Origin of the sequence: Rhodococcus jostii RHA1 (assembly GCF_000014565.1) — a bacterium.
In the GTDB taxonomy this organism is placed as follows: domain Bacteria; phylum Actinomycetota; class Actinomycetes; order Mycobacteriales; family Mycobacteriaceae; genus Rhodococcus_F; species Rhodococcus_F jostii_A.
The window spans coordinates 299,003-319,297 of sequence record NC_008271.1 but is presented as its reverse complement, the minus strand read 5'-3'; the positions used below and the strand labels follow the sequence as shown (position 1 = coordinate 319,297).

Sequence of the window (20,295 nt, the reverse complement as noted above, 5' to 3'; positions counted from 1 at the left end):
GGGCCGTGTGCGGGTGTAAGGACCGACCGTGTCGGTTGGCGTGTTACCGGATTGCTGCACCCGTCCGCCGCTGACCGGGTAGTTGACGACCACGAACTCGCGGAAGCCTCCGCTGAGAGTGGCGGTACCTGCCGGTCGAGCGGCGCAACGGACTGCCTCTGCGTTTCCCGACGGTCACGTTCGAAACGCGAATCTAAGCGAAAGAGGTTCTCCGCCAACAATATATGGCGGAGAAACCCCCGTGTTGTGAATGCGGCCGAGCGGCTACGTCACGTTCGGTTCGAAGTGAAGGATCTGCACTCCCCCGGTGGCGAAGTTGGGTACATCGGCCTGGGCAGCTGCACCCTCGGGGGACGCGAGGGCCGCGCCCATGTCCTCTGCTGAGTCGAAATCCGCCTCGAAGATCGCGACGAACGGTGAGGCGCCGTCGGCTGCGGCGATGTCTACCGTGTGGCGGATCGCGCGAACGCCCGGCAATTTCCGGGCAAGAGGAAGGTGATTGTCCTCGTAGTACGTCCGAAAGGCTTCCGGGTCTGTCGGTTGGCCGTAGAGAACCATCAGTGTGTACATGGCTTCTTCCTCATGGTCGGTGATGAAAGTACGAAGGGACATGGAGGATTGTGTTGTGCTGGGATATATCGAGGCAGGCACGCATCGAGGAACAAGTCGTCGCTGCGTTCCCCCATGGCGGCTAGGTCGGCGAACCACTGCTTCTGCGGCTAGCCCGAGTTCTCGTCGCTGGGGACATATTTGGTTGTGACGCCCAAATAGTTGTGACGCCCGAATCGAGGCACGATCGCTGCGTTTCCCGACCGCTCGCGGATGCAGATCCGAGATTGGCGCGGATTCACTGTGTCGTCCTCTAGTTGCCAACTTGCAAAGGCGTTGTAAGACGTGAGCCACGAACACAAGTGATTGTTGCCGCCGACTCGCGGGAAGTATCGCAGTGGCTCTTTTCGTGCCGGAGGATGCCACTCGCACGAGTGCCTTTGAGAGGAAGCGGCACAACCTCGTTCATTAGAGGGTCACCTGGCATTTCGTCACGTAATACTGCCCGCTCTCACTGCCCTTGACGATCCTGACGATGCTGGCGAAGGTGAGGAGTTCGCTCCGACAGCGGCGTCGCTGAATCCTCGGACGGCGCACGCTTCGGGGGAACCCGCGTTCGGCTAGGGCCGGTCCTCAGGCACTGGATTTTGGCTCGGATCCCACCCTACGAAGAGGTGGTCCGGACCCCGGAAGGAAGTGTTGGGCGAGTACGTGAATGTCTGACCTTCGGCCAGCTGCATGTGGGGCAGCCGCCGAGTAAGCTCCTCCAGGAAGATCCCCATCTCAATACGCGCTAGTGGCGCACCCAGACACAGGTGACGGCCGAAACCGAAGGCCAAGTGTTCGTCGGCGTTTGTACGAGTGATGTCGAAACGCTCCGGCTCGGGGAACACCTCCTCGTCGTGGTTCGCGGAGCCGGTGAGGACCAACACCTTGGCCTGCGCCGGGATCGGCACGTCGCCGATGTGGGTGTCCTCGGTGGCTTCTCGCCGCCAGGCGACGACTGAGGAACTGAACCGCAGAATCTCCTCGACCGCACCCGGCACGAGCGAAGGGTCGGCGCACAGCGCTGCCCATTGGTCACGATGCTCGAGCAGCGCCCGCAGACCGTTGGCCGTCGCATTCGTCGTTGTCTCGTGCCCGGCGAACAAGAAGTTCATCATCGTGGTCACGAGGTAGTTCTCGTCGAACAAGTCCTCGTTGCCCGGTTTGCGCCAGGCCGCGATGAGATTGCTGATGTAGTCGTCGGTGGGGTCCTCGAGCCTCCGCTTCACATGCTCCTTCGCGTAGATCCAATACTGTCCCATGCCGGCTGCGAGTTTCCGTTGCTCCTCTTCCGAGGGGTAGCCCCAGGTGAACAGCGCGAGTCGACCGGCGAATTCCTTGGCGCGCTCCACGTCTTCATCGGGGACACCCATCAATGCGAATGCGACCAGAGCCGGGATCTCCCACGCGAAGTCCGCGACAAGGTCCGCGTGGCCCCGACGGACAAAGCCGTCGATGTAGGAGGTCGTCAGCGCGCGGATGCGGGGTGTGACCGCTTCGATTCGAGCGGGGCTGATCATTGCCTTCTGGATCAGCCGTCGCCGCTTCGTATGGAGTGGGGGATCTTCGTTGACGAGGCTGGGACCCATCACCATCTCGGCCTTGACCAACTCGTCCACGGCCGCGGGACACAGTTCTTTCAGGGGTGTGATGGATATCGATGCAGAGAAGGCGGGGTCCTGGAAGACCTGCCGAACATCCTCATGACGGGAGACGACCCAATAGCCGAGTGACGGACTGAAGAAGACTGGTTCTTCTGCGCGTGCTCGGGTGAACACGGCGTACGGATCCTGCAAATAATCGTCGGCGAAGGGATTGAACTCGGCAGCGATGTGACTCACCGGGCACTTACCCGCCCCCTGTGAACGGTGAGGCTCCGCGCTGGTTTCGGTCATGTCTATTCTCCTGTGTGTTGATGGGGCCGGGGAACGCCGGGCTGAGGCGAACCGTGGATTCTGGGACGGCGATACCCGCTACAAATCGAGGATCAGCCGGGGCGTCCGAGATCGCGAGCAGCAGATCATCATGACGTCGTTCTCTGCTTGTTCATCCTCGTCGAGGATCTGATCTCGATGGTCCACTTCTCCTTCGAGAACCGTTGTCTCACAAGACCCGCAGACTCCTTCTGCGCAGCTGTTCGCTACCTTGATGCCACATGCGAGGACAGCATCGAGGATGGTCTGGTCTGGGGCGACCGTCAGTATGCGGCCTGACCTGGAGAGTTCAACGTCGAAGGACTTCTCGACGTCGGGATCGAGATCGACGGCTGTTCCGGAGAAGCGCTCGACGTGCAACTGCTTCGACAACCCGACCTCGGCGGCCCGGGCAGTGACGGCCTCGAGGAGCCGCTCCGGGCCGCAGCTGTAGATGTGAACGTCCGGCCCAAGGTGCGGGCCGAGAAGGTCGGCGACATGTGCACGTGTGCCTTCATCAGACACACACAACTGAACATTCTCCTGCTCGGCGAGTTGCTCGACGAACGCCATCGTGGTGCGGGAACGACCAGCGTAGATCAGCCGCGCCGGGCGGTTCATCTCTGCGGCGGCCTGCATCATGGGAAGCATCGGGGTGATGCCGATTCCACCGGCCACGAACAGATACTCGTCGGCCGGTTGCAGCGGAAAGTTGTTACGAGGAGTCGATGTCGGAAGCATTGCTCCCTTCCTGACCTCCTCGTGAATGTACTGGGAGCCTCCGCGGCTGTTTGGATCGCGCAGGATCGCCACCTCGTATCGGGCTCGATCGCCCGGATCGCTGTGCAGCGAGTACTGTCGCGCTAAATTGCCTGGCAGGTGAAGGTCGATGTGTGCGCCGGCTTCCCAGGTAGGAAGATCCTGTCCAGCGCTGTCGATCAGGCTCAAGGTGAGCACGTCGTCGCATTCTCTGCGGACTTCATCCACGATCAGATTCAAGACTGTTGCCGAATCGGATACGTCGGTGGACATAGCACCCTCCATAGGGCTTGAAAGCGGGCGAATCGTCTCGTGACGACGATCGTGAGTGGGCCGGCGAGGCGGATCGCCTGCCCCGGGGAGGTCGGCACTGTGTTCGGCCTCACATCTAAGCTACGAAGTTGCGTCTCGCATCGCTATCCACCGGGCGCCACGAACTGTCCGTGTAGCGACACGGTTTCGACCATTCCGCTCTCCGACGAGTTCAGGCATGCGCGGAGCAGGCTCCACAGGCGATGGTGTTGCACCATTCCGGTCGGCCACACGACAGATGTGAGCGAGCGTGGGAGGTCCGGCCGGAGGGCGAACTGCACGACCAACCATCCTCAACCGACTCTTCTGGGCACACAGGACGGTGGACGCCACCGACTTGGGACAACGCTCGACGACCGACCCGAGATGCAGACCGGATGCCTGACCCGGCGGCAGGGTGGTGCCGCCGATCACCTGTGGGTTTCCCGGTCTGCAGCGGCAAACTGGTTCTCCTCGTCGGCGGCGAGGGCGCGGTGCGCGAAAAGTCTGCCCGGTTTCTGCCCCACCGTCATTCGGGGGTGGTGGTGGGGTTCACCAGGCTCGCCGGCTGGCGTCAGTGCCTGTCAGCGTTCGACGTGTCCTGCGGTCCAGGTGAAGAAGGCGTGCCTGTGCTCTTCATGTCGATCGTCTTGTGCACCTGTGGTGCGGTACGGCCGGGGGTGGAGTGATCGGCCGGTGGGCTTTCTGTGTGCGATCTTCGGGTCGGTTCACTTTCGTCACTCGGTGATGATCGCGGGGGTTCGCGGGAGCCGTACTGGAGAGCCGCAGCAGTGGACATTGATGTCGAGATCGAGCGGCGGTAGGTTCTGTCCTTCTCCGGGCCACGGTTGTCCACTCCGGTGGCCCGGCTGCCTTCCGTGGGCTGGGCCAGGAAACGGACTGGTAGCAGTCTGAGCGAGGAACCGACGTCAGCTCGAGCGCAAGGTCTCGGATGGGCTGACTCCAAACATCCGTCGGTAGTCCTGCGAAAACCGTCCATAGTGGTAGAAACCCCACCGACCAGCGATCACTGAGACGGTGTCGGTGTCGGGTTGCGCACGCACCAGGTCGTCATGCGCCTTGTGCATCCGGACGTTGCGGATGTATTCCATTGGAGACGCGTGCACGAATTCCCGGAAGCCGCGCTGCAGCGCGCGAATGCTCACACCTACTTCTCGGGCAATGTCAGGCGGTGTGAGGGGCAACATCGCGTGCGAGTTGATGAATTCGATCGCGTGCTGGATGGTGGCGGGCGCGGTCACGGCCGCCGGCCTCGCCAAATCCTCCGAAAACTGATGCTCGGTCAGGGACAGCAGTCCCGCCACGATCGCGTATGTCAATGGCTCTGCCAGCAACGGTCTGGCCATCATCGATCCCGCGAGCTGACTGTGATAGGTATTCAGCACCAGGGTGCGCCACGCCTGCCCGTCGGCACCCGTGAGGTCCAGTTTGCCGTGCATCCGAATGGGTTCGGAGATGGGTCGATCAAGGAGATCCTCGATCGCAGTGTGCACGGCCGCGCGGGCGAGCTTCATCCCGAACATGTTCAGCTGACTGTTCGGCGGAGTCAGTATTCGGGCGTCAGAACCCGTCTGATACACCACCGCATTGCTTTCCTCGACGAGGCTGCGCTCACCGCGGGAGACCGACACCAATCCGCCCGACAACGGGATGTTGACGTGGTAGCCATCGATCGACGGGCAGAAGAGGTCGCTGTTGCTGTTGTATCGCACTTGGCCGGTCACCATCGAGGCGGTCGTGACGGCTTGCAGATCTGCTTCGAACCGGGCTACCGCTCCGACACGGGTGAGCTCGTGTGGGTGGAACACGTCGCTCACCGCCGCGGTTGCCTCGTCGACATCCCCGCTGTGCATATGCAGGAGTACCGGCTTGGAGTCTGAATGGTTGCGCCGAGAAATGTACGACGCAGTCATTCTGATCGCCTTTCACTGGTCGGCGAGGGTCTCCTGACGACCGCCTGAAGCAAGACCACCTCCGTGGTGTTCGCCATACGCACGCACCGGCACACGCAGTTGGTGCGAAGACTAACTTCTCTGTCACTATTCTAGATCAAAGGGCCTTTCGGGCCGTTGTGCAGCGGGTTCCCCGACCCTGGAGAGGTAGGCACGGGCAGCTCGCTGCCGGATCAGCCGCCGGAATCCGGCGAAAGCGGCCCGGACACGTCACGTCGGTGCCTGCACGGTGGCCGGCGTGGAGATCGGCCAGCGGTGGTCAGGTCCACCAGGGCGAGGGCGTCGTGGCCGTGCCGCGTGGCAGCGGGCCCGTGGCGGAAAGCTCGTCAACGATCGGATCGGACGGTGCGTTCAACTGTCATCCCTTTCAGGTTCGGTCGCTCATTTCGGGGGCTGAGGGTGCACGAAGGGTCCGAACGTATCTCGGCGGCCCCGTGGCCGCCGCTCGCCGGGAGGGAGGCCGCCGGTCATACCCACCCGTCGCCCGTTCGTGCCGCCGGTCCTCATCGATGGTCCGATTCGAAGACCTACCGCGACGGAGTAAGCGGCGCTGCCGCCACACCCTCGGCAATCGCTGCCTCAGCGACGGCCGCGGCCACGGCTGGCGCCACTGTGGGGTCCAGCGGACTGGGCACGATGTGGTCGACACCGATATCGGGAAGGACCACCGAGGCAATCGCATTCGCTGCCGCGAGCTTCATACCTTCGGTGATCGTGGTGGCTCCCACGTCCAGAGCTCCTTGAAACACGCCGGGGAAGGCCAGCACGTTGTTGATCTGATTGGGAAAATCACTTCGCCCGGTGGCGACGATTGCGGCATGGTTGATCGCCACGTCGGGATGGATTTCCGGTTCCGGATTCGACAGTGCGAACACGATCGATTCCGGTGCCATGGTGGCTATCAGCTCCTCGGCTACCGCCCCGGAGGACACCCCGATGAAGACATCGGCGCCGACGAGCGCCTCGGCGAGACCACCGGTTCGCCCCTCCGGGTTCGTACACGCCGCGAGGCCGGCTTTGTACGCGTTCAGATCATCCCGCAGGGAATGGACGATGCCCACGGAGTCGGTCACTGTCACGTTCGAGATTCCGCGCGCGAGAAGCATTTTCGCGCACGCCACACCTGCCGCACCCGCACCGGAGATGACCGTTCGGAGGGACTGAATATCACGATTCTGTAGGCGCGCCGCACTGATCAGCGCGGCGAGTACGACAATGGCGGTTCCATGCTGATCGTCATGCATGACCGGGCAGTCGAGGGCGGCGATGACGCGTTCTTCTATCTCGAAGCAGCGCGGCGCCGCGATGTCCTCGAGGTTCACGGCACCGAAACTGTGTCGCAGTCGGACCAGGGTCTCGACGATCTCGTCGGGGTCGGTGGTATCGAGGACCAGGGGGATGGAGTTCAGGTCGGCGAATTGCTTGAACAAAGCGCTCTTGCCCTCCATCACGGGCAGCGACGCGCGGGCTCCGATGTTCCCCAAGCCGAGCACGGCGCTGCCGTCGCTGACCACCACCACAAGCCGGTTGGTCCACGTGTACTGCTGTGCCAGTTGCGGATCGGCGGCGATGGCACGGCTCACCTGGGCGACACCTGGGGTGTAGGCGATCGACAGATCGCGCCGGGAGGCCAGGGGGACGACCGCCTGGACAGCGAGTTTGCCGCCCAGATGCGCGGAGAAGATTTCCTCGTCGGTCAACGGTTCCTGAAGCGTTTCTATCTGAGCGGTGTCTGGCGCCATTTGCGGTTTCTCCTCGGTGTGGACTCTTCGGGCGATCGAGCAGTGGGAACATGGGCACTTGTTCCGTCGTGGACAGTGGTGCTCGTCCGCCTGCAATGGGGCAAGATCTCAGTGTTTCCGCAAAACGGGCGCCGGCCGTGTTCGTCGCCGATCGGTGTCCGACGTACCGCCCCACACTCCGTACTCTCCTGTCGCGAGCGCGTGCTCGCGACAGTTCTCTTGCACAGGACACATACTGCAGATGGTCTTGGCTGCCCGTTCTCGGCGCACGCGTGCTCCGTGTGGTTCTCCCACCCGAGGGAAGAAGAACTCGGTGTCCATCGATCGGCATCGAGCACGCAGCTGCCAAGACCATGTGTCCAGGGTGGGTGCCAGCGTCACGGCACTTCGTGGTGTCTGTTCCATCGGCATCTCCCGGGCGCCGGCCATTTACTTTCCGACACAGGTGGAATCGGCGGCCGGACGGAAGGTGGAGCGCCCCTGCAGGTCGGTCCGGCCGGTCCGACTGATTCTCAGTCCGGCCGTGGTGTGTTCGTCATCGAATGTGACGATAGGCTACAGACTGGTCCGTGGAAATCCACTTCGCGAGGCGGTTCGTCCACTTTGCGAATCGGACGCCATCCCCAGCTGCATCGGCCAGCGGTCGTCGTGGCCGGTGCGTGCACACAGGCCCCGTGTTCACCTGAGAAGACGATCAAGCCGGACCCGAGCACCGCGCTCAATGTGTTTTCCTGATCGCCGCACGCAGCGTGTGAGACGGCGATTCTCCGAACTTGTCCTCGTAACTGTTGGCGAATCGGCCCAGGTGATTGAAGCCCCATTTGAAGGCGGTGTGACCGACGGTGGTGTTCTCGTCGCCGAGGAGGAGGTCGTGTCGGACACCGTCGAGGCGGAGGTGTCGTAGGTAGACCGATGGGGGCATTCCGAACTGGTCCTGGAAGAGTTTCTGCAGCTGACGGGCACCTATTCCGGCGATGGCGGCAAGATCGCCGATGGTGTATTGGGCGCCGGGGACGGACTCGAACTGGTCGAGGACCTTTTGCACGGCGTGGGGGCTGCGGACCGGCTGGGGTGCGTTCAGTTCGGCGCTCATCGAATGGGTGTGGTGGACGAGCAGACCCGCGATGAGGGCCCGCTCGAGGTAGTTCACGTGGGCGGCGAGGCCGGGGGTCGGGACGAGGCCGGGGTCGTCGAGGGTGGAGAGCAGGAGATTGAGCAGAGACAGCCATCGGGCGCCGGCGGGGGTCGTCAGATCGAGGGCGAGGTCGAAGCGGATCCGCTGGTCGATCGGGCGCCCGAGTAGTTGCGCCAACTCCCCCTGCAGGCCCGCCCGGTCGATCTTGATGCAGATTTGAGTGGCGTCGGCATCCCACCGCGGCAAGATTGTGTGCTCGTTCGGGCTGAAGACCGCGGCGTGTTGCGGTGTGGCGGTCATCTGCTGGGAACCGCACACCGAAACCACTGAACCTTCGAGCGGAACATTGACGTGGTAGGTGCCGAGATCCCCGGGATCGACTCGCGCTTCACTGCCGAACCTGGCGCGGCCGATGGTGAGGTAATTCAGCCGGACGGCGGAGAGTTCGGCGCTCGACACCCGCGTTCGACTCCCGACGAAACCGATATCGGCGGGGTAGAAGACGGTGTTCAGGCTGGCTCGGAACTCATCCAAGTCGTTGGTGACGCAGAGGATGCTGCTTTCCCCGATCTTGGGGATCGCCGCCACCTCGGCATCCGATCTCTGTTGCCGCCCAGTGTGTGCTGTCTCGTTGTGCTTCATTGTGGACCTCTTCACTAACGGTGCTGCGCCCTGCCGAAGTCCTCGATTACGGAAGAAAGTCGCGAAGTGGATACGCGATCGCGTTATGAGGATTTCGACGGCCGCGATTGCTCATTATCTTCGATAACAACGTGGCACCGGTCACATTCATCAGTGTAGAGGAGACCTTCGATGACTCAGACGCTCGAACCCACCAGCACGGAGACCGCCGACGTCGACGCCTCGCGTCCGAACCGGGAGGTCATCGGCAAGGCGACCGCGCTCATCCCGCTGATCCGCCAGTACGCCGACCAGGGGTCCGCTGACCGGCGTGCCGCGCCGGAGGTGATGGCCGCGCTGGAGGCCGAGGGCCTGTTCAAGCTGTTCGTGCCCCGCCGCTACGGCGGCTACGAGGAAAACCTTCGGACCGCGATGGAGACGGTCGCCGAGGTCGCGAAGGGCGACGGTTCCACGGCATGGGCGGTCGCACTGCTCAACGTGTGCACCTGGTTCGGCACCACGTTCTCGCAGCAGGCGCAAGACGACGTGTTCGGCGCGAATCCCGACGCCAAATGCTGCGGCATCTTCACGCCCGGTAGCAAGGCCGAGCGGGTCGAAGGCGGTTACATCGTCAGTGGCCAGTGGCCGTATTCGTCCGGATCGTTCGCCGCGGACTGGGGCACCCTGGGTATCGCCCTCGACGTCGAGGAAGGCGAGGACCCGCGTGCGCTCGCGCTCATCCCCAAGGATGCGTGGACGATTAAGCCGACCTGGTTCGTGGCGGGGATGAAGGGATCGGGCAGTGACACCATCGTCGTGGAAGACCACTTCGTCCCGGACCACCGAATTCAGCGGTTCGTCGCAATGCGCGAGGCGGACTTCGCCACCCCGTACAAGAGCACCGAACGCAACTCCAACATGGCGTTCATCCCGGTCGCCGCGCTGATTCTCGTCGGCGCGCAGCTCGGTCTGGCTCGGCATGCGATGGAGCTGACACTGGAGAAACTGCCGAACAAGCGGGTGGCCTACACCAGGTACACGGCGGCGAAGAACTCGCCGACGCATCAGCTCGGCGTGGCGGCGGCCGCAACGAAGTTCAACATGGCCGAGCTCCTGATGCAGCAGGCCACCGCCGACATCGACAACGCCGCCGCACGTGGTGAGTTGCCCGACCTGATCACCCGCGGGCGGATCCGGAACAACACCGGGATCATCGCGGAGCTCGTCAAGGACGGGATCGACATCCTGATGACCACCAACGGGGCCGGCTCGTTCGCCGACGCGAACGTCCTCAACCAGATCTGGCGCGATGCAGAGATCGCGGGGCGGCACGCCTACGTCACCCCCGAGGTCGGCAAAGAGGTCTACGGGCGCCTGTTGATCGGCGCGGACGACGCACTCACGATGGATGTATAGCGATGAACCAGAACACTTCCCGAGTCGCGCCGGCACAGATTGATCCGATGATGTTCCGCCGCTCCATGCGGCACGTGCCCACACCGGTTGCCATCGTGGCCACCACCTCCGATGGTAATCCGGTCGGCTTGACCGTCGGGTCGTTCACATCCGTGTCGCTCGAGCCGGCGCTGGTCACCTTTTTCGTGGACACGCAGTCGACCACGTGGCCGCGGATGGAAGACTCGGATACCTTCGCTATCAACATCCTCGGCCACGGCGGCGGCGAACGGTGCCGATCCTTCTCCGGCAAGGGAGTCGACCGCTTCGCCGGCGTCGAGTGGACTCCCTCGGACAACGGCGACCCGATTCTCGCCGAGGCGTCGGTTGTCTTCGAATGCGTCAAGCACTCCAGCCGCTTGCTCGGTGACCACCTCCAGGTCGTGGGCGAGGTGAGCAAGCTGCACGTTCTGCGCGAGGAACTGCCGCTGGTGTACCACCAGGGCACCTTCCTCAACCTCGACCACCTCGTCAGCGCCTGAGTGCCGCCGAGGCCACCCGCCATGATAGTTACGGAGCAGCCATGATCTACGAACACGCCTACGTCACAACCGATGCCGACAAGAGCGCCGAGTTCGAAGAGGCCTTCGCTCGGGCGAAGAAGTACCTTCTCGACGCCAACGGCGGCAAGACTGTCGAGCTCGTGCGCAGTGTAGACCATCCTGGTCTCTATTTGCTGCGCGTCGGCTGGGACTCCGTCGAAGCCCACACCGAAGTGTTCGCGTCGTCGACGAACGGGAAGTTGCTCGGTGAGGCGATCGGCCACTACTTCGTCAAGATCCCCCACGTCATCCACTTCGAGGACACCACGATATGACATCGACGCACACCGGCGACGTCGACATCGCGACCCTCACCGATGAAGTGATCCGGTCGTTCGACGGCACCCCCAATGTCCGGACCAAGGCCATCGTGACGGCCCTGGTGCGCCACCTGCACAACTTCGTCCGAGAAATCGAGCCGTCCCTCCCCGAGTGGGAAACCGCGATCGAGTTCCTGACCGCGGTCGGGAAAAAATGCGACCCGGTACGGCAGGAATTCGTCCTGCTCTCCGACGTCCTCGGCGTCTCGATGCTCGTCGAAACGATCAACGATCAGCAGGCACCCGGCGCGACGGACAGCACCGTGCTCGGCCCCTTCCACATGACCGAATCCCCGGCCCGACAACTCGGTGACACCATCGATGAGGTCGGTGCCCCGCAGCACCTACTGGTGACGGGAACAGTGCGCAGCACGCAGGGGGAACCTCTCCCGCACGCCACGGTCGATGTGTGGCAGTGCAACGAGGAGGGCTTCTACGACGTCCAGCAACCCGATCTCCAGCCGGCCGGCAACGGGCGCGGCCTGTTCACCACAGACCAGCAGGGACGGTTCTGGTTCCGCACCGTGACTCCGAGCCACTACCCCATTCCCACCGATGGGCCCGTGGGGGAACTGCTCCACGCCACCGGCCGGCATCCGTACCGGCCGGCGCACATTCACTTCATCGCCGCGGCCCCCCAGCACCGCCCGCTGACCACCCACATCTTCATGCCCGGCAGCCCATACCTGGACTCCGATGCCGTCTTCGCGGTCAAACACTCCCTCGTCGGGGACATGGGCACAGCCGATGCCGAGCACGCGGCACAGTTCGGGGTCGAGATCGGCTCCCCTTTGGCCACAGTCGATTTGGTGCTGGCCCCCGCCGCGCCTGGGGGCACCGATGCTCCCTGACCCCTTCTCCTACACCGCTCTGCCGATGCGTGTGGTGTTCGGACGCGGACTCGAGCCACTCGCCGCCGAGGTCGAGCATCTGGGGATCCGCAGGGCGGTGATCATCTCCACCCCCGGACCCAAACCGGTCGTCGCGGCCGTGACCCGGATTGTCGGCGAGGCGGTCGTCGGGGTGCTCGCCGAGGCCGTGATGCATGTTCCGGTCGAGGTCGTCGACCGGTGCGTCCAGGTCAGCGGGGACCTGGACGCCGACGGCTACATCGCGGTGGGAGGCGGCTCCGCGATCGGGTTGGCGAAAGCCCTTGCCTTGCGCACGGGCTTACCAATCATCGCTGTCCCGACCACGTATGCGGGGTCGGAGATGACCCCGGTCTGGGGAATTACCGACAACCGGATCAAACGCACCGGCCGGGACCAGGCTGTCCTTCCCCGGGCGGTGGTCTACGACCCGGCCCTGTCCACCGACCTGCCGGTGGACATTTCGGTCGCGAGTGGGATGAATGCCATCGCCCACGCCGTGGAGGGGCTGTATGCCCCCGATCGCTCCCCCATCGTGTCCCTGATGGCCCGTGAAGGGGCCCGGGCCTTGGCCGCCGCCCTGCCACGCGTCGTCGACGACCCCCACGACCTGCCGTCGAGGGGCGAAGCACTGTACGGCGCATGGCTCTGCGGGGCGGTGCTGGGCACCACCACGATGTCGCTGCACCACAAGCTGTGTCATGTTCTCGGCGGCACATTCAACCTGCCGCACGCGCACACCCACGCGATCGTGCTGCCGCACGTGCTGGCCTTCAACGCACCGTTCGCCGCCGACATGGTCGTGGCGTTGACCGATGTCTTCGGTGACGGCGAGCCGTGGACGGCACTGTGGAATCTGCAACGCTCACTGCCGATGCCGACGGCCCTGGCCGATATCGGATTCTCCGCAACCGAGATCGGCGAGGTCGCACGCCAGGTCACCGCGAGTCCGTACGCCAATCCCCGTCCCGTCACCGAAGACGACGTTCGAGTGCTGTTGCAGCGCGCCCTTGTCGGGCACGCACCGCACCCGTCGACCGATATGCCCGTCCCGAGTCAGTCCTGAGCAAGGAGCAGAATGTGAGCGATCACCCCACCATCACCCTTCCGCCGAGTGCGGTGGTACACAGCGTCACCATCAGCTGGAAGGACGGGGTCGGTCCGGACCACGGGGTCCGGGTCGCGGCCGCCTTGAACAGCTACGCGGTCACGGTGCCCGGCCTGCTGTTCTATCATGCCGGACCCGATCTCGGGTTGCGGGAAAACACTGCGGACTTCGGCATCGTCGCGTTGTTCGACAATCGCGACAACTACGTGACCTATGCCCGCGATGCGCAGCATCAGGCCATCATCGCCGAACTCGTCGCACCGAACGCCCGGGAAAGGATCTCCGCCCAAGCAGCTTTCAGCGGCTCACTCCCTCTCAGCCCAAGCACTCCGGTCAACACCTAAGCGTGGAGCATCATGACCATCGAACTCGAAGCACCCCCCGTCCGCAGGTCCGGTCGACCGGCCGGAACCGCCGCGGCCCTATCTGAGACGGTCTCTCGCCTCGCACTCGGGGAGACGATCGTATTGTGTGACGGAGACCGAACCATGCTGGCCTATTCGGCCGCCACGGCCACCGTCGAGCAGACCGCGTTCGTCATCCGCCACACGTCCGGCTTCCTGCAGATTGCCCTGCCCGCTCCGCGGTGCGACCGGCTTCTCCTTCCCGCCGCCCCGACCATGTTTGCCGGACCACCGGGGGTGGGTTACCGGCAGTGCATCGGGGTCGATGCAGCCTACGGGGTCACCACCGGAATATCGGCCGCCGACCGAACACACACGGCACGTACTCTTGCCGACCTCCGCACGCCACCCGGTGATCTGACCCGGCCCGGCCATCTCGTCGTCGTCGCCGTCGACCCCGGATACCGCGGCCGGTGTCCCGTTCCCCACCTTGCCCTACGGCTGGCGGACTTCGGTCGCAACGGTCTCCTCTTCGCCGATCTCGTCGATAGCACACGTCCCCACGACATGGCGGACAGGAATGAGGCATTCCTGTTCGCCGACGCACATCATCTGAGTATCGGCATGGGTGATGTATGGGCGACGTATCCTTGACTGAGGCCGATCCGGGGCCAGCCACTCGGGCGGTCAGCCGATGAAGCTGCACGCGGATCGAGACCTGCAATGTCGGATATCGAACCAGAAGGTACGCAACGCGACCTCGGGCGGCGCGGGATCGCCTGCGAGTTGGCGGCCGAGGGGTTCGACGACGCACAGGAGATCGGCCGCGGAGGCTTCGGTGTGGTGTATCGGTGCGCGCAGCCGGCACTGGAGCGGACCGTCGCCATCAAGGTGTTGACCACCGAGGTCGATCGTGACGATCGCGATCGGTTCGTCCGCGAACAACGGGCGATGGGCAAACTATCCGGCCACCCGAACATCGTGCCCGTGCTCCAGGTCGGGATCACCGACGCCGGTCGCCCCTTCATCGTGATGCCCTACCATTCGCGCGACTCCTTCGACGCCGAGGTTCGCCGCCACGGCCCGCTGCCCTGGCCGGATGTCCTGGCGATCGGAGTGAAGCTTGCGGGGGCGCTCGAGACCGCCCACCGTCTCGGCATCCTGCATCGCGATGTGAAACCCGCCAACATCCTGATCACCGACTACGGCGAACCACAATTGACCGACTTCGGGATCGCCCGGGTAGGGGGTGCGTTCCAGACCACGACCGGCACTATCGCGGGGTCCCCGGCCTTCACCGCACCGGAGGTCCTCGATGGCGCACCGTCGACCGCCGCATCGGATGTGTACGGTCTGGGCGCGACGTTGTTCTGCCTGCTGACCGGGCATGCCGCCTTCGAGCGGCGGGCCGGTGAGGGCGTCATCGCGCAGTTCGTGCGCATCACGACCACCCCGACACCCGACCTCCGAGAACCGCGGATCGGCCCCGGTCGGCGGAGCAAATGGGCGGCCCGACCGGAGCTTCCCTCTCCGACCAGATCGCCCACCGGGCAAATTACACCGCCTACCGACACAAATGCGCCCCACCTTCCCGATGCTGGGAGGGTGGGGCGCATTGTCGTGTCTGACGTCAGATCTTCGCGTTTGATGCCTTCCTCGGTGCCCGCTTGGAGGTGCGGCCCTCGCTGTTCTTGAGCATGTCCTCGATCGACTGGTGCTGCGCTTTGCGGGCCTTCTTGGTGGCGGCGCTGGTCTTCTTCGCCTCCTTGGCCGGCATCTTCCCCGCGGATTTAGCCGGGGTTTTCGCTGGCATCTTGCCCTTGGACGCGGCCTTCCGTACCCCTTCCTTCTTCGTGGGCGCCGTGGGCGACGTGCCGTATTTCTGGCGGGCCGCCTCACCGGAGGTGCCGAGTTCCGTGCCGATCGATGCCCACGACCATCCATCGGCCTTGGCTTCCTCGATGCTCTTGGTGAGGATGCGCTCGGCCTTGGCGCGGGCGACGACGGCGGTGCGGATGGCGGCGAGGGCGCGGGGGTCGCGCTCGTCCTCCTGCTTGGGTTCGTAGTCCTCGAATCGCTTCGCCAGCTCGTCGGCGTGCGCGAGGATCTCTTCGGTTGTGCGTGGCATGTTCATCACCTCAGGTACTTTCCTCGGGCCTTCATGGCGTGGACGATGACGTGGGCGCCGTCCGACGACGTGACGTAACCGACCTCGATGAGGGACGCGTCGCGTCCGGGACCGATCAGCATGGCGAATCCCTCGTCCACGGAGTACGCCTTGATCGCGTTGTTGAAGGCGTGGACCATGTCCTCGGAGTCGATCCCATGCTTGTAGGCGCTCTCTGCGATGACCGGCTCCGCGTGCATGACTACAAGTTACCTTGCTATGGTAGACGATGCATGTTAATTTGCTACCCGGAACGGCGAGCCGCGCGGTGGGACAATGGATCCCACCGCCGCGGAACACGACTGACGCGGCGGGTGGGGCAAAATCAACTTTACTGATAGGCAAGAAAGCCCTCCATTCGGGAGGGACGATTCGACACCTGTGGCTACCGGCAGGGGAAGCTGGCCGCTGTCTGTGGGGCCTGGTCAGCCCGCGACGAGCTTGTCGAAGCGGCCCGAGATCGCCCCCTCCTGGTTCCGCTCGGCGCGCGGGGCGCCCTTTCACGGATGCTTGTGATGAGCCCAGGTGTTCACCGCCTGAACCACCCCGAACGCGGCTCCCTGCCACATGCTGACCGGCAGACATCGTACCGGTACATCGCCACCAGCTCCTCGCGCACCCGGGCCACGATCGTGCGCGAGCGCCCTCCCTCCTCCGGCATCGGGTACCAGGCGTCCAGGAAACGCGAACCACTGCCGCAACGTCTCGGTGAACTGGTCAGCCGTCTCCTCCATCAAGGTGTGGAACTTACCCAGAGCCCTTCCAAACGCAGACACCACCGCCGGCACCTGACAGCCCCCAACGCCGCCTCGGTCTGCACCGGCGCTGTCCTCGACTGCCCAGTGGTGTCAGTATCCGACCCCGGTGAGGGTTCCTCCACGTCGAAAGAGGCGCTCAGCCACTGAACCGATAGCGGTATAGCTGTCGGGCGGTCTGGTTAACGTGGCCTACGCTTTTTGCGATAAGAACTATGTTCAACTCGGGGTCGTCTGAGGCCGGACTGAAGACCGACACCGGTTCACGTGGAAGCTTGAGGATTGCGGTGCCGAGGTACAAGTTCAAGTGGTCGAACCTACCGCCATCGCTTCTACATGACCTGTGCCGTGAACTACTGGACGCATACGACCAGGAAGTAGGCGCGGCTGTCGCGCTGCAAACGGTCTACGGTGCCCGCCCCACCGTCGAGTTCGTTCGGGAGGCGTGGCCAACTCTCCGGGAATCGTGGCTCAGGACCGCCAAGGAGTCCCGTGACTGGATCGTGGAGGCGCTTCAAGAGGCTCGTCACGAGAGGGGCCTTCTGAAAGGCAGCAGAGCTCAATTGGCGTACCTCAGAGATCTGAGAAACTCAAGAACGCTCCGCGAAATTGTGTGGGCGGAACTGGTCGCCATCGGCGAGATGGACCGGCAAGACGAGCAGGACCATGCAGGAACGATTGAGAAGCCTCCAACCCAAGCCCCTGCCAGACCGCGCGAGAAGGACACGCCTCAATGCCGACCCGAGGAACGCGACGCTAAGGACGCTGCCGGCATCATTTCCCGCAACGGGCCGCGGCTCGACGAACACACCAGAAAGTGGGTAGCCGACGTGAGCACCACGTTGAATTCCGCCGAGTTGCCCGTGCTGAGACCAGCAGCCGAACTCAACGTCGCCCCCGGCTCGATCGTTGTCGTGCGTGACGAGGAGTGGCTGGTCACCCAGGCCGAGCAGGGGTCGGATGGTTGGTTGGTCCGGGTTCGTGGTCTCTCCGAGCTGGTGGCGGATACCACTGCGGCGTTCTACTCAAGCCTGGACGACATCGAGGTCCTCGACCCGGCCCAGGCCCAAGTAGTCGCAGACGCGTCCGCCGGTTACCGCAATAGCCGGCTGTGGCTCGAGGCCCTTCTCCGCAAGACCCCGGTACCGTACGGCGACCAGTCGCTGACGGTATCGACGCACATGCTCGCCGATTCGCTCGCCTACCAGCGCACCGCGGTGGCGAAGGCACTCGATCCGCAGCACATCCGCCCGCGCATCCTCATCGCCGACGCCGTGGGCCTGGGCAAGACCCTCGAGATCGGGATGATCCTGTCGGAGCTGGTGCGGCGCGGGCGCGGCGAGCGGATTCTCGTCGTCACCCCGAAGCACGTGCTCGAGCAGATGCAGCACGAACTGTGGTGCCGGTTCGCGTTGCCGTTCGTACGGCTGGACTCGGCCGGCATCCAGAAGGTGCGGCAGAAGCTGCCCGCGACGCGGAACCCGTTCACCTACTTCAAGCGGGCGATCATCTCGATCGACACCCTCAAAAGCCCCCGCTAACAAGGCTCACCTCGAGCGCCAGCACTGGGATGCGGTGGTGATCGATGAGTCGCACAACCTCACCAACGTGGGCACCCAGAACAACGAGCTCGCGCGGGTCTTGGCCCCGAACACCGAAGCCCTGATCCTCGCCTCGGCGACCCCGCACAACGGTAGGGAAGAGTCGTTCGCCGAACTGCTGCGGCTGCTGGACCCGACCATGGTGGCGCCGGACGGCACGTTCACCAAGCAGGACGTGGAGACGCTGCTGATCCGCCGACACCGGCACCACCCGGAGGTCGCCGCCGAGGTCGGTGGCGACTGGGCCGAACGCGCCGAACCGGTGCACCGGCTGGTCCAGCCCTCCCCCGCGGAGGACGCGGTCGCCGCGGAACTGTCGCTGCCTTCCCGTCCGTACACCGAGTAGTCGCATTCATCCGAGGCGTCGCGGGCGGGTCCGATGTCGAGGTGTGGAAGTTGGGTCTTTGAGTCATGGGACGCGTCGTTGCCGGCGCGGCGTACGGTCGGTGTGCCGGTGGCCGACGCCTGGGTGATCGGGCTGTAGCCGGCCGGTAACGGCCGCAGGGCGACAAGGCAGAAGTCCAGTCCTCCCAGCCTGCACGGTCTCGGCGCACCTGCGTGCATGCCAGACTGTGCGATCGGGTCATCGTGTCGGCGGCGTCGACGGTGTCATGCGATCCGAGCACGACATCTCACTAACGTTGTCAAACAGAATCTTCAGGAGCCACATGCACACCACAGGTCAGCGGTACCCCTCGGCCTCCGAAGAGAACTTCCGCCAACTCGAGTCCATGCCCGAATACGACGCCGCCGTGGAGATCCTGCGCGAATACCTCGACACCGCCGTGCCGAACGCCGCTGCCACGCAGCAGGACACCTGGTCGGTCAGCTGCCTGCCGACCACCAACAGGACCGCCGAGGACCGCCGATTGTTCACGGTCAACGTCGGCGCCATCGAGACCTACTACCTGCGTCTGTTGACGGACGACGACGGACCGCTCCTGAGCGGCACCGTCTTCGTCACACAATCGGTCCTGGAAAAAGCTGCCGGACGTCCGGTCGCAGTGCTGAAGGATCAGTACGACGCCCTCGACTTCGTGACACCGGTGCATCGCGCCGCCGGCGGTGACGCCGTTGCAGTCAGCTGGATCAGCTACGACATCAGCTTGGACCAGTTCGCTGAGCTGCCGTTGGATACCGCAGCGAGGGACCTCGCGGATAGGCTCACCGCAGCAGGTCCGTGCACCTACGCCCGCTACCACAACCCGTGGCTGGCGCAGGCGGCCCTGTCCCTCACCCCGGACCTCGTCTCATAACCCACGATCCGGCACCGCCCCCGCGCGCCCGACCGTCACCCCGAGTCGGTTGCCACCGACGTTTCTGGATTGTAGTTCACGTGAACGACACAGGGGCACCGATGTTCTCGGCTGCACTGGCCAAGAGGGCGTGTTTCCGCACCCGACGGCGCACACGGAGTCCCAGGGAAGTAGCGTCACCCTCGATCCTCCGCTAACGGGGCGGGCGGGGGCATTCGAGGGGGACGCATGACGGCAGATCGATATGGACGATCCCAGCCGAACTGGCCCCCGGAAGCTCGCCAGGGGCCGCGAACGGCTTCTGAAGGAACAGCATCTACGGCCCCGTTTGTGTGGTCCGGTAGGCCTTCGCCGCAGCGATACCGTCGTCGTAGTCGCTGACATACTCACCGGCCGCTCGGTCATACAGTGAGCCGACCGCTGCCCGATCGTGGGCCATGAACACGACGTCTGGCCGTCCATTGTTGTAGCGACGGTAGGTGTCGTAGTCCCAGCCGTCGGGCGCGTAGTCGTCGTTCCATGCCAGCCGGGCGACGGGGACGAAGCCGGCGTCGGCATAGATGTTCGGCAGAACCGTGTCGAAGCAGTCGAGTCGCCGCCCTCCGAGGACGGTGGCCTGGCGCAGCATCGACGGTGCCGCGTTGGGATGCGCGCCGTAGGCATGGGAGAACACCGAGACGACTTCATCGTCCTTCAGAGCAACGCCGGCTTTTCCATCGTCGGTGACCAGTATCCTCATCTCGGCGTATTCGCCCTCGTCATAGACGTAGACCGAGGATGCGTACCGGTTGTTGCGGGTCAGTTCCAGCATTTGTGTGCGGTACAGATCAGCATCCGACGACGGCAGCTC

The 20,295-nt window shown here is 64.2% G+C and carries 18 protein-coding genes and 2 pseudogenes; 10 read left to right on the top strand and 10 right to left on the bottom strand.

Annotated features, from left to right (window positions below; translation table 11 throughout):
- Window positions 1-264 precede the first annotated feature (264 nt).
- From RHA1_RS44280 to RHA1_RS44250, 7 genes are all read right to left on the bottom strand, one after another.
- Window positions 265-570, bottom strand: coding sequence for an EthD family reductase (locus RHA1_RS44280; protein ID WP_011600593.1), 306 nt, complete (start codon window positions 568-570; stop codon window positions 265-267).
- A 599-nt stretch (window positions 571-1,169) separates the two neighbouring features.
- A complete protein-coding gene (locus tag RHA1_RS44275; RefSeq protein ID WP_011600592.1) occupies window positions 1,170-2,489 on the bottom strand; it encodes a cytochrome P450 in 1,320 nt (439 codons plus the stop codon).
- Window positions 2,490-2,567: 78 nt separating this feature from the next.
- Entirely contained in the window at window positions 2,568-3,539 is a 972-nt protein-coding gene (locus RHA1_RS44270) for a PDR/VanB family oxidoreductase (RefSeq protein WP_011600591.1), read from the bottom strand.
- 947 nt (window positions 3,540-4,486) lie between these two features.
- Window positions 4,487-5,431, bottom strand: coding sequence for a helix-turn-helix domain-containing protein (locus tag RHA1_RS44260; protein WP_237727150.1), 945 nt, complete (start codon window positions 5,429-5,431; stop codon window positions 4,487-4,489).
- A gap of 626 nt (window positions 5,432-6,057) precedes the next feature.
- Window positions 6,058-7,272 (bottom strand): NAD(P)-dependent malic enzyme, encoded by a 1,215-nt coding sequence (locus RHA1_RS44255; RefSeq protein ID WP_011600588.1) that lies wholly within the window; start codon window positions 7,270-7,272, stop codon window positions 6,058-6,060.
- Between the two features lie 108 nt (window positions 7,273-7,380).
- Window positions 7,381-7,677 carry a WhiB family transcriptional regulator gene (locus RHA1_RS48855; RefSeq protein ID WP_237727135.1) on the bottom strand — a complete coding sequence of 99 codons (297 nt, stop codon included), beginning with the start codon at window positions 7,675-7,677 and terminating at the stop codon, window positions 7,381-7,383.
- A 313-nt stretch (window positions 7,678-7,990) separates the two neighbouring features.
- Entirely contained in the window at window positions 7,991-9,049 is a 1,059-nt protein-coding gene (locus tag RHA1_RS44250; RefSeq protein WP_011600586.1) for an AraC family transcriptional regulator, read from the bottom strand.
- 171 nt (window positions 9,050-9,220) lie between these two features.
- On the opposite strand from RHA1_RS44250, the gene RHA1_RS44245 reads away from it, so the two are divergent.
- The 8 genes and pseudogenes from RHA1_RS44245 to RHA1_RS48850 all read left to right on the top strand — a co-directional run.
- Window positions 9,221-10,444 (top strand): acyl-CoA dehydrogenase family protein, encoded by a 1,224-nt coding sequence (locus RHA1_RS44245; RefSeq protein ID WP_011600585.1) that lies wholly within the window; start codon window positions 9,221-9,223, stop codon window positions 10,442-10,444.
- A 2-nt stretch (window positions 10,445-10,446) separates the two neighbouring features.
- Window positions 10,447-10,965: a flavin reductase family protein gene (locus RHA1_RS44240; protein WP_011600584.1), complete on the top strand. Its 519-nt coding sequence runs from the start codon at window positions 10,447-10,449 to the stop codon at window positions 10,963-10,965.
- A 41-nt stretch (window positions 10,966-11,006) separates the two neighbouring features.
- The gene (locus RHA1_RS44235) at window positions 11,007-11,300 is read left to right on the top strand and encodes an antibiotic biosynthesis monooxygenase family protein (protein ID WP_011600583.1); all 294 of its coding nucleotides are present in this window, start codon (window positions 11,007-11,009) and stop codon (window positions 11,298-11,300) included.
- Window positions 11,297-12,196: a dioxygenase family protein gene (locus tag RHA1_RS44230; RefSeq protein WP_011600582.1), complete on the top strand. Its 900-nt coding sequence runs from the start codon at window positions 11,297-11,299 to the stop codon at window positions 12,194-12,196. Before RHA1_RS44235 ends, RHA1_RS44230 begins: the two co-directional genes overlap by 4 nt.
- Window positions 12,186-13,280, top strand: coding sequence for a maleylacetate reductase (locus tag RHA1_RS44225; RefSeq protein ID WP_011600581.1), 1,095 nt, complete (start codon window positions 12,186-12,188; stop codon window positions 13,278-13,280). Before RHA1_RS44230 ends, RHA1_RS44225 begins: the two co-directional genes overlap by 11 nt.
- Before the next feature lie 14 nt (window positions 13,281-13,294).
- Window positions 13,295-13,666, top strand: a complete 372-nt coding sequence (locus RHA1_RS44220; RefSeq protein WP_011600580.1) for a Dabb family protein — start codon at window positions 13,295-13,297, stop codon at window positions 13,664-13,666.
- A 12-nt stretch (window positions 13,667-13,678) separates the two neighbouring features.
- The gene (locus RHA1_RS44215; RefSeq protein WP_011600579.1) at window positions 13,679-14,320 is read left to right on the top strand and encodes a 3,4-dihydroxy-2-butanone-4-phosphate synthase; all 642 of its coding nucleotides are present in this window, start codon (window positions 13,679-13,681) and stop codon (window positions 14,318-14,320) included.
- Between the two features lie 69 nt (window positions 14,321-14,389).
- Window positions 14,390-15,139 (top strand): annotated as a pseudogene (locus RHA1_RS48850) (serine/threonine-protein kinase); the annotation flags it as partial.
- Between the two features lie 157 nt (window positions 15,140-15,296).
- Here the strand turns inward: RHA1_RS48850 and RHA1_RS53450 are convergent.
- Entirely contained in the window at window positions 15,297-15,794 is a 498-nt protein-coding gene (locus RHA1_RS53450; protein ID WP_011600577.1) for a hypothetical protein, read from the bottom strand.
- 5 nt (window positions 15,795-15,799) lie between these two features.
- Complete coding sequence (locus RHA1_RS44195) at window positions 15,800-16,033, bottom strand: hypothetical protein (RefSeq protein WP_011600576.1); 234 nt, start codon at window positions 16,031-16,033, stop codon at window positions 15,800-15,802.
- A gap of 1,196 nt (window positions 16,034-17,229) precedes the next feature.
- On the opposite strand from RHA1_RS44195, the pseudogene RHA1_RS44185 reads away from it, so the two are divergent.
- Together RHA1_RS44185 and RHA1_RS44180 are read left to right on the top strand one after the other, a co-directional pair.
- Window positions 17,230-18,508: pseudogene (locus RHA1_RS44185) on the top strand (SNF2-related protein); the annotation flags it as partial.
- 349 nt (window positions 18,509-18,857) lie between these two features.
- Window positions 18,858-19,445 (top strand): hypothetical protein, encoded by a 588-nt coding sequence (locus tag RHA1_RS44180; protein ID WP_011600572.1) that lies wholly within the window; start codon window positions 18,858-18,860, stop codon window positions 19,443-19,445.
- A 316-nt stretch (window positions 19,446-19,761) separates the two neighbouring features.
- Here RHA1_RS44180 and RHA1_RS44175 read toward each other — a convergent pair whose 3' ends face one another.
- The gene (locus tag RHA1_RS44175; protein WP_041813772.1) at window positions 19,762-20,256 is read right to left on the bottom strand and encodes a hypothetical protein; all 495 of its coding nucleotides are present in this window, start codon (window positions 20,254-20,256) and stop codon (window positions 19,762-19,764) included.
- Window positions 20,257-20,295: the final 39 nt, after the last annotated feature.

Coding starts and splice junctions, on each gene's coding strand:
- RHA1_RS44280 (WP_011600593.1), bottom strand. CDS start 570: ATGTACACACTGATGGTTCTCTACGGCCAACCGACAGACCCGGAAGCC.
- RHA1_RS44275 (WP_011600592.1), bottom strand. CDS start 2,489: ATGACCGAAACCAGCGCGGAGCCTCACCGTTCACAGGGGGCGGGTAAG.
- RHA1_RS44270 (WP_011600591.1), bottom strand. CDS start 3,539: ATGTCCACCGACGTATCCGATTCGGCAACAGTCTTGAATCTGATCGTG.
- RHA1_RS44260 (WP_237727150.1), bottom strand. CDS start 5,431: ATGCACAGCGGGGATGTCGACGAGGCAACCGCGGCGGTGAGCGACGTG.
- RHA1_RS44255 (WP_011600588.1), bottom strand. CDS start 7,272: ATGGCGCCAGACACCGCTCAGATAGAAACGCTTCAGGAACCGTTGACC.
- RHA1_RS48855 (WP_237727135.1), bottom strand. CDS start 7,677: ATGGAACAGACACCACGAAGTGCCGTGACGCTGGCACCCACCCTGGAC.
- RHA1_RS44250 (WP_011600586.1), bottom strand. CDS start 9,049: ATGAAGCACAACGAGACAGCACACACTGGGCGGCAACAGAGATCGGAT.
- RHA1_RS44245 (WP_011600585.1), top strand. CDS start 9,221: ATGACTCAGACGCTCGAACCCACCAGCACGGAGACCGCCGACGTCGAC.
- RHA1_RS44240 (WP_011600584.1), top strand. CDS start 10,447: ATGAACCAGAACACTTCCCGAGTCGCGCCGGCACAGATTGATCCGATG.
- RHA1_RS44235 (WP_011600583.1), top strand. CDS start 11,007: ATGATCTACGAACACGCCTACGTCACAACCGATGCCGACAAGAGCGCC.
- RHA1_RS44230 (WP_011600582.1), top strand. CDS start 11,297: ATGACATCGACGCACACCGGCGACGTCGACATCGCGACCCTCACCGAT.
- RHA1_RS44225 (WP_011600581.1), top strand. CDS start 12,186: ATGCTCCCTGACCCCTTCTCCTACACCGCTCTGCCGATGCGTGTGGTG.
- RHA1_RS44215 (WP_011600579.1), top strand. CDS start 13,679: ATGACCATCGAACTCGAAGCACCCCCCGTCCGCAGGTCCGGTCGACCG.
- RHA1_RS53450 (WP_011600577.1), bottom strand. CDS start 15,794: ATGCCACGCACAACCGAAGAGATCCTCGCGCACGCCGACGAGCTGGCG.
- RHA1_RS44195 (WP_011600576.1), bottom strand. CDS start 16,033: ATGCACGCGGAGCCGGTCATCGCAGAGAGCGCCTACAAGCATGGGATC.
- RHA1_RS44180 (WP_011600572.1), top strand. CDS start 18,858: ATGCACACCACAGGTCAGCGGTACCCCTCGGCCTCCGAAGAGAACTTC.
- RHA1_RS44175 (WP_041813772.1), bottom strand. CDS start 20,256: ATGCTGGAACTGACCCGCAACAACCGGTACGCATCCTCGGTCTACGTC.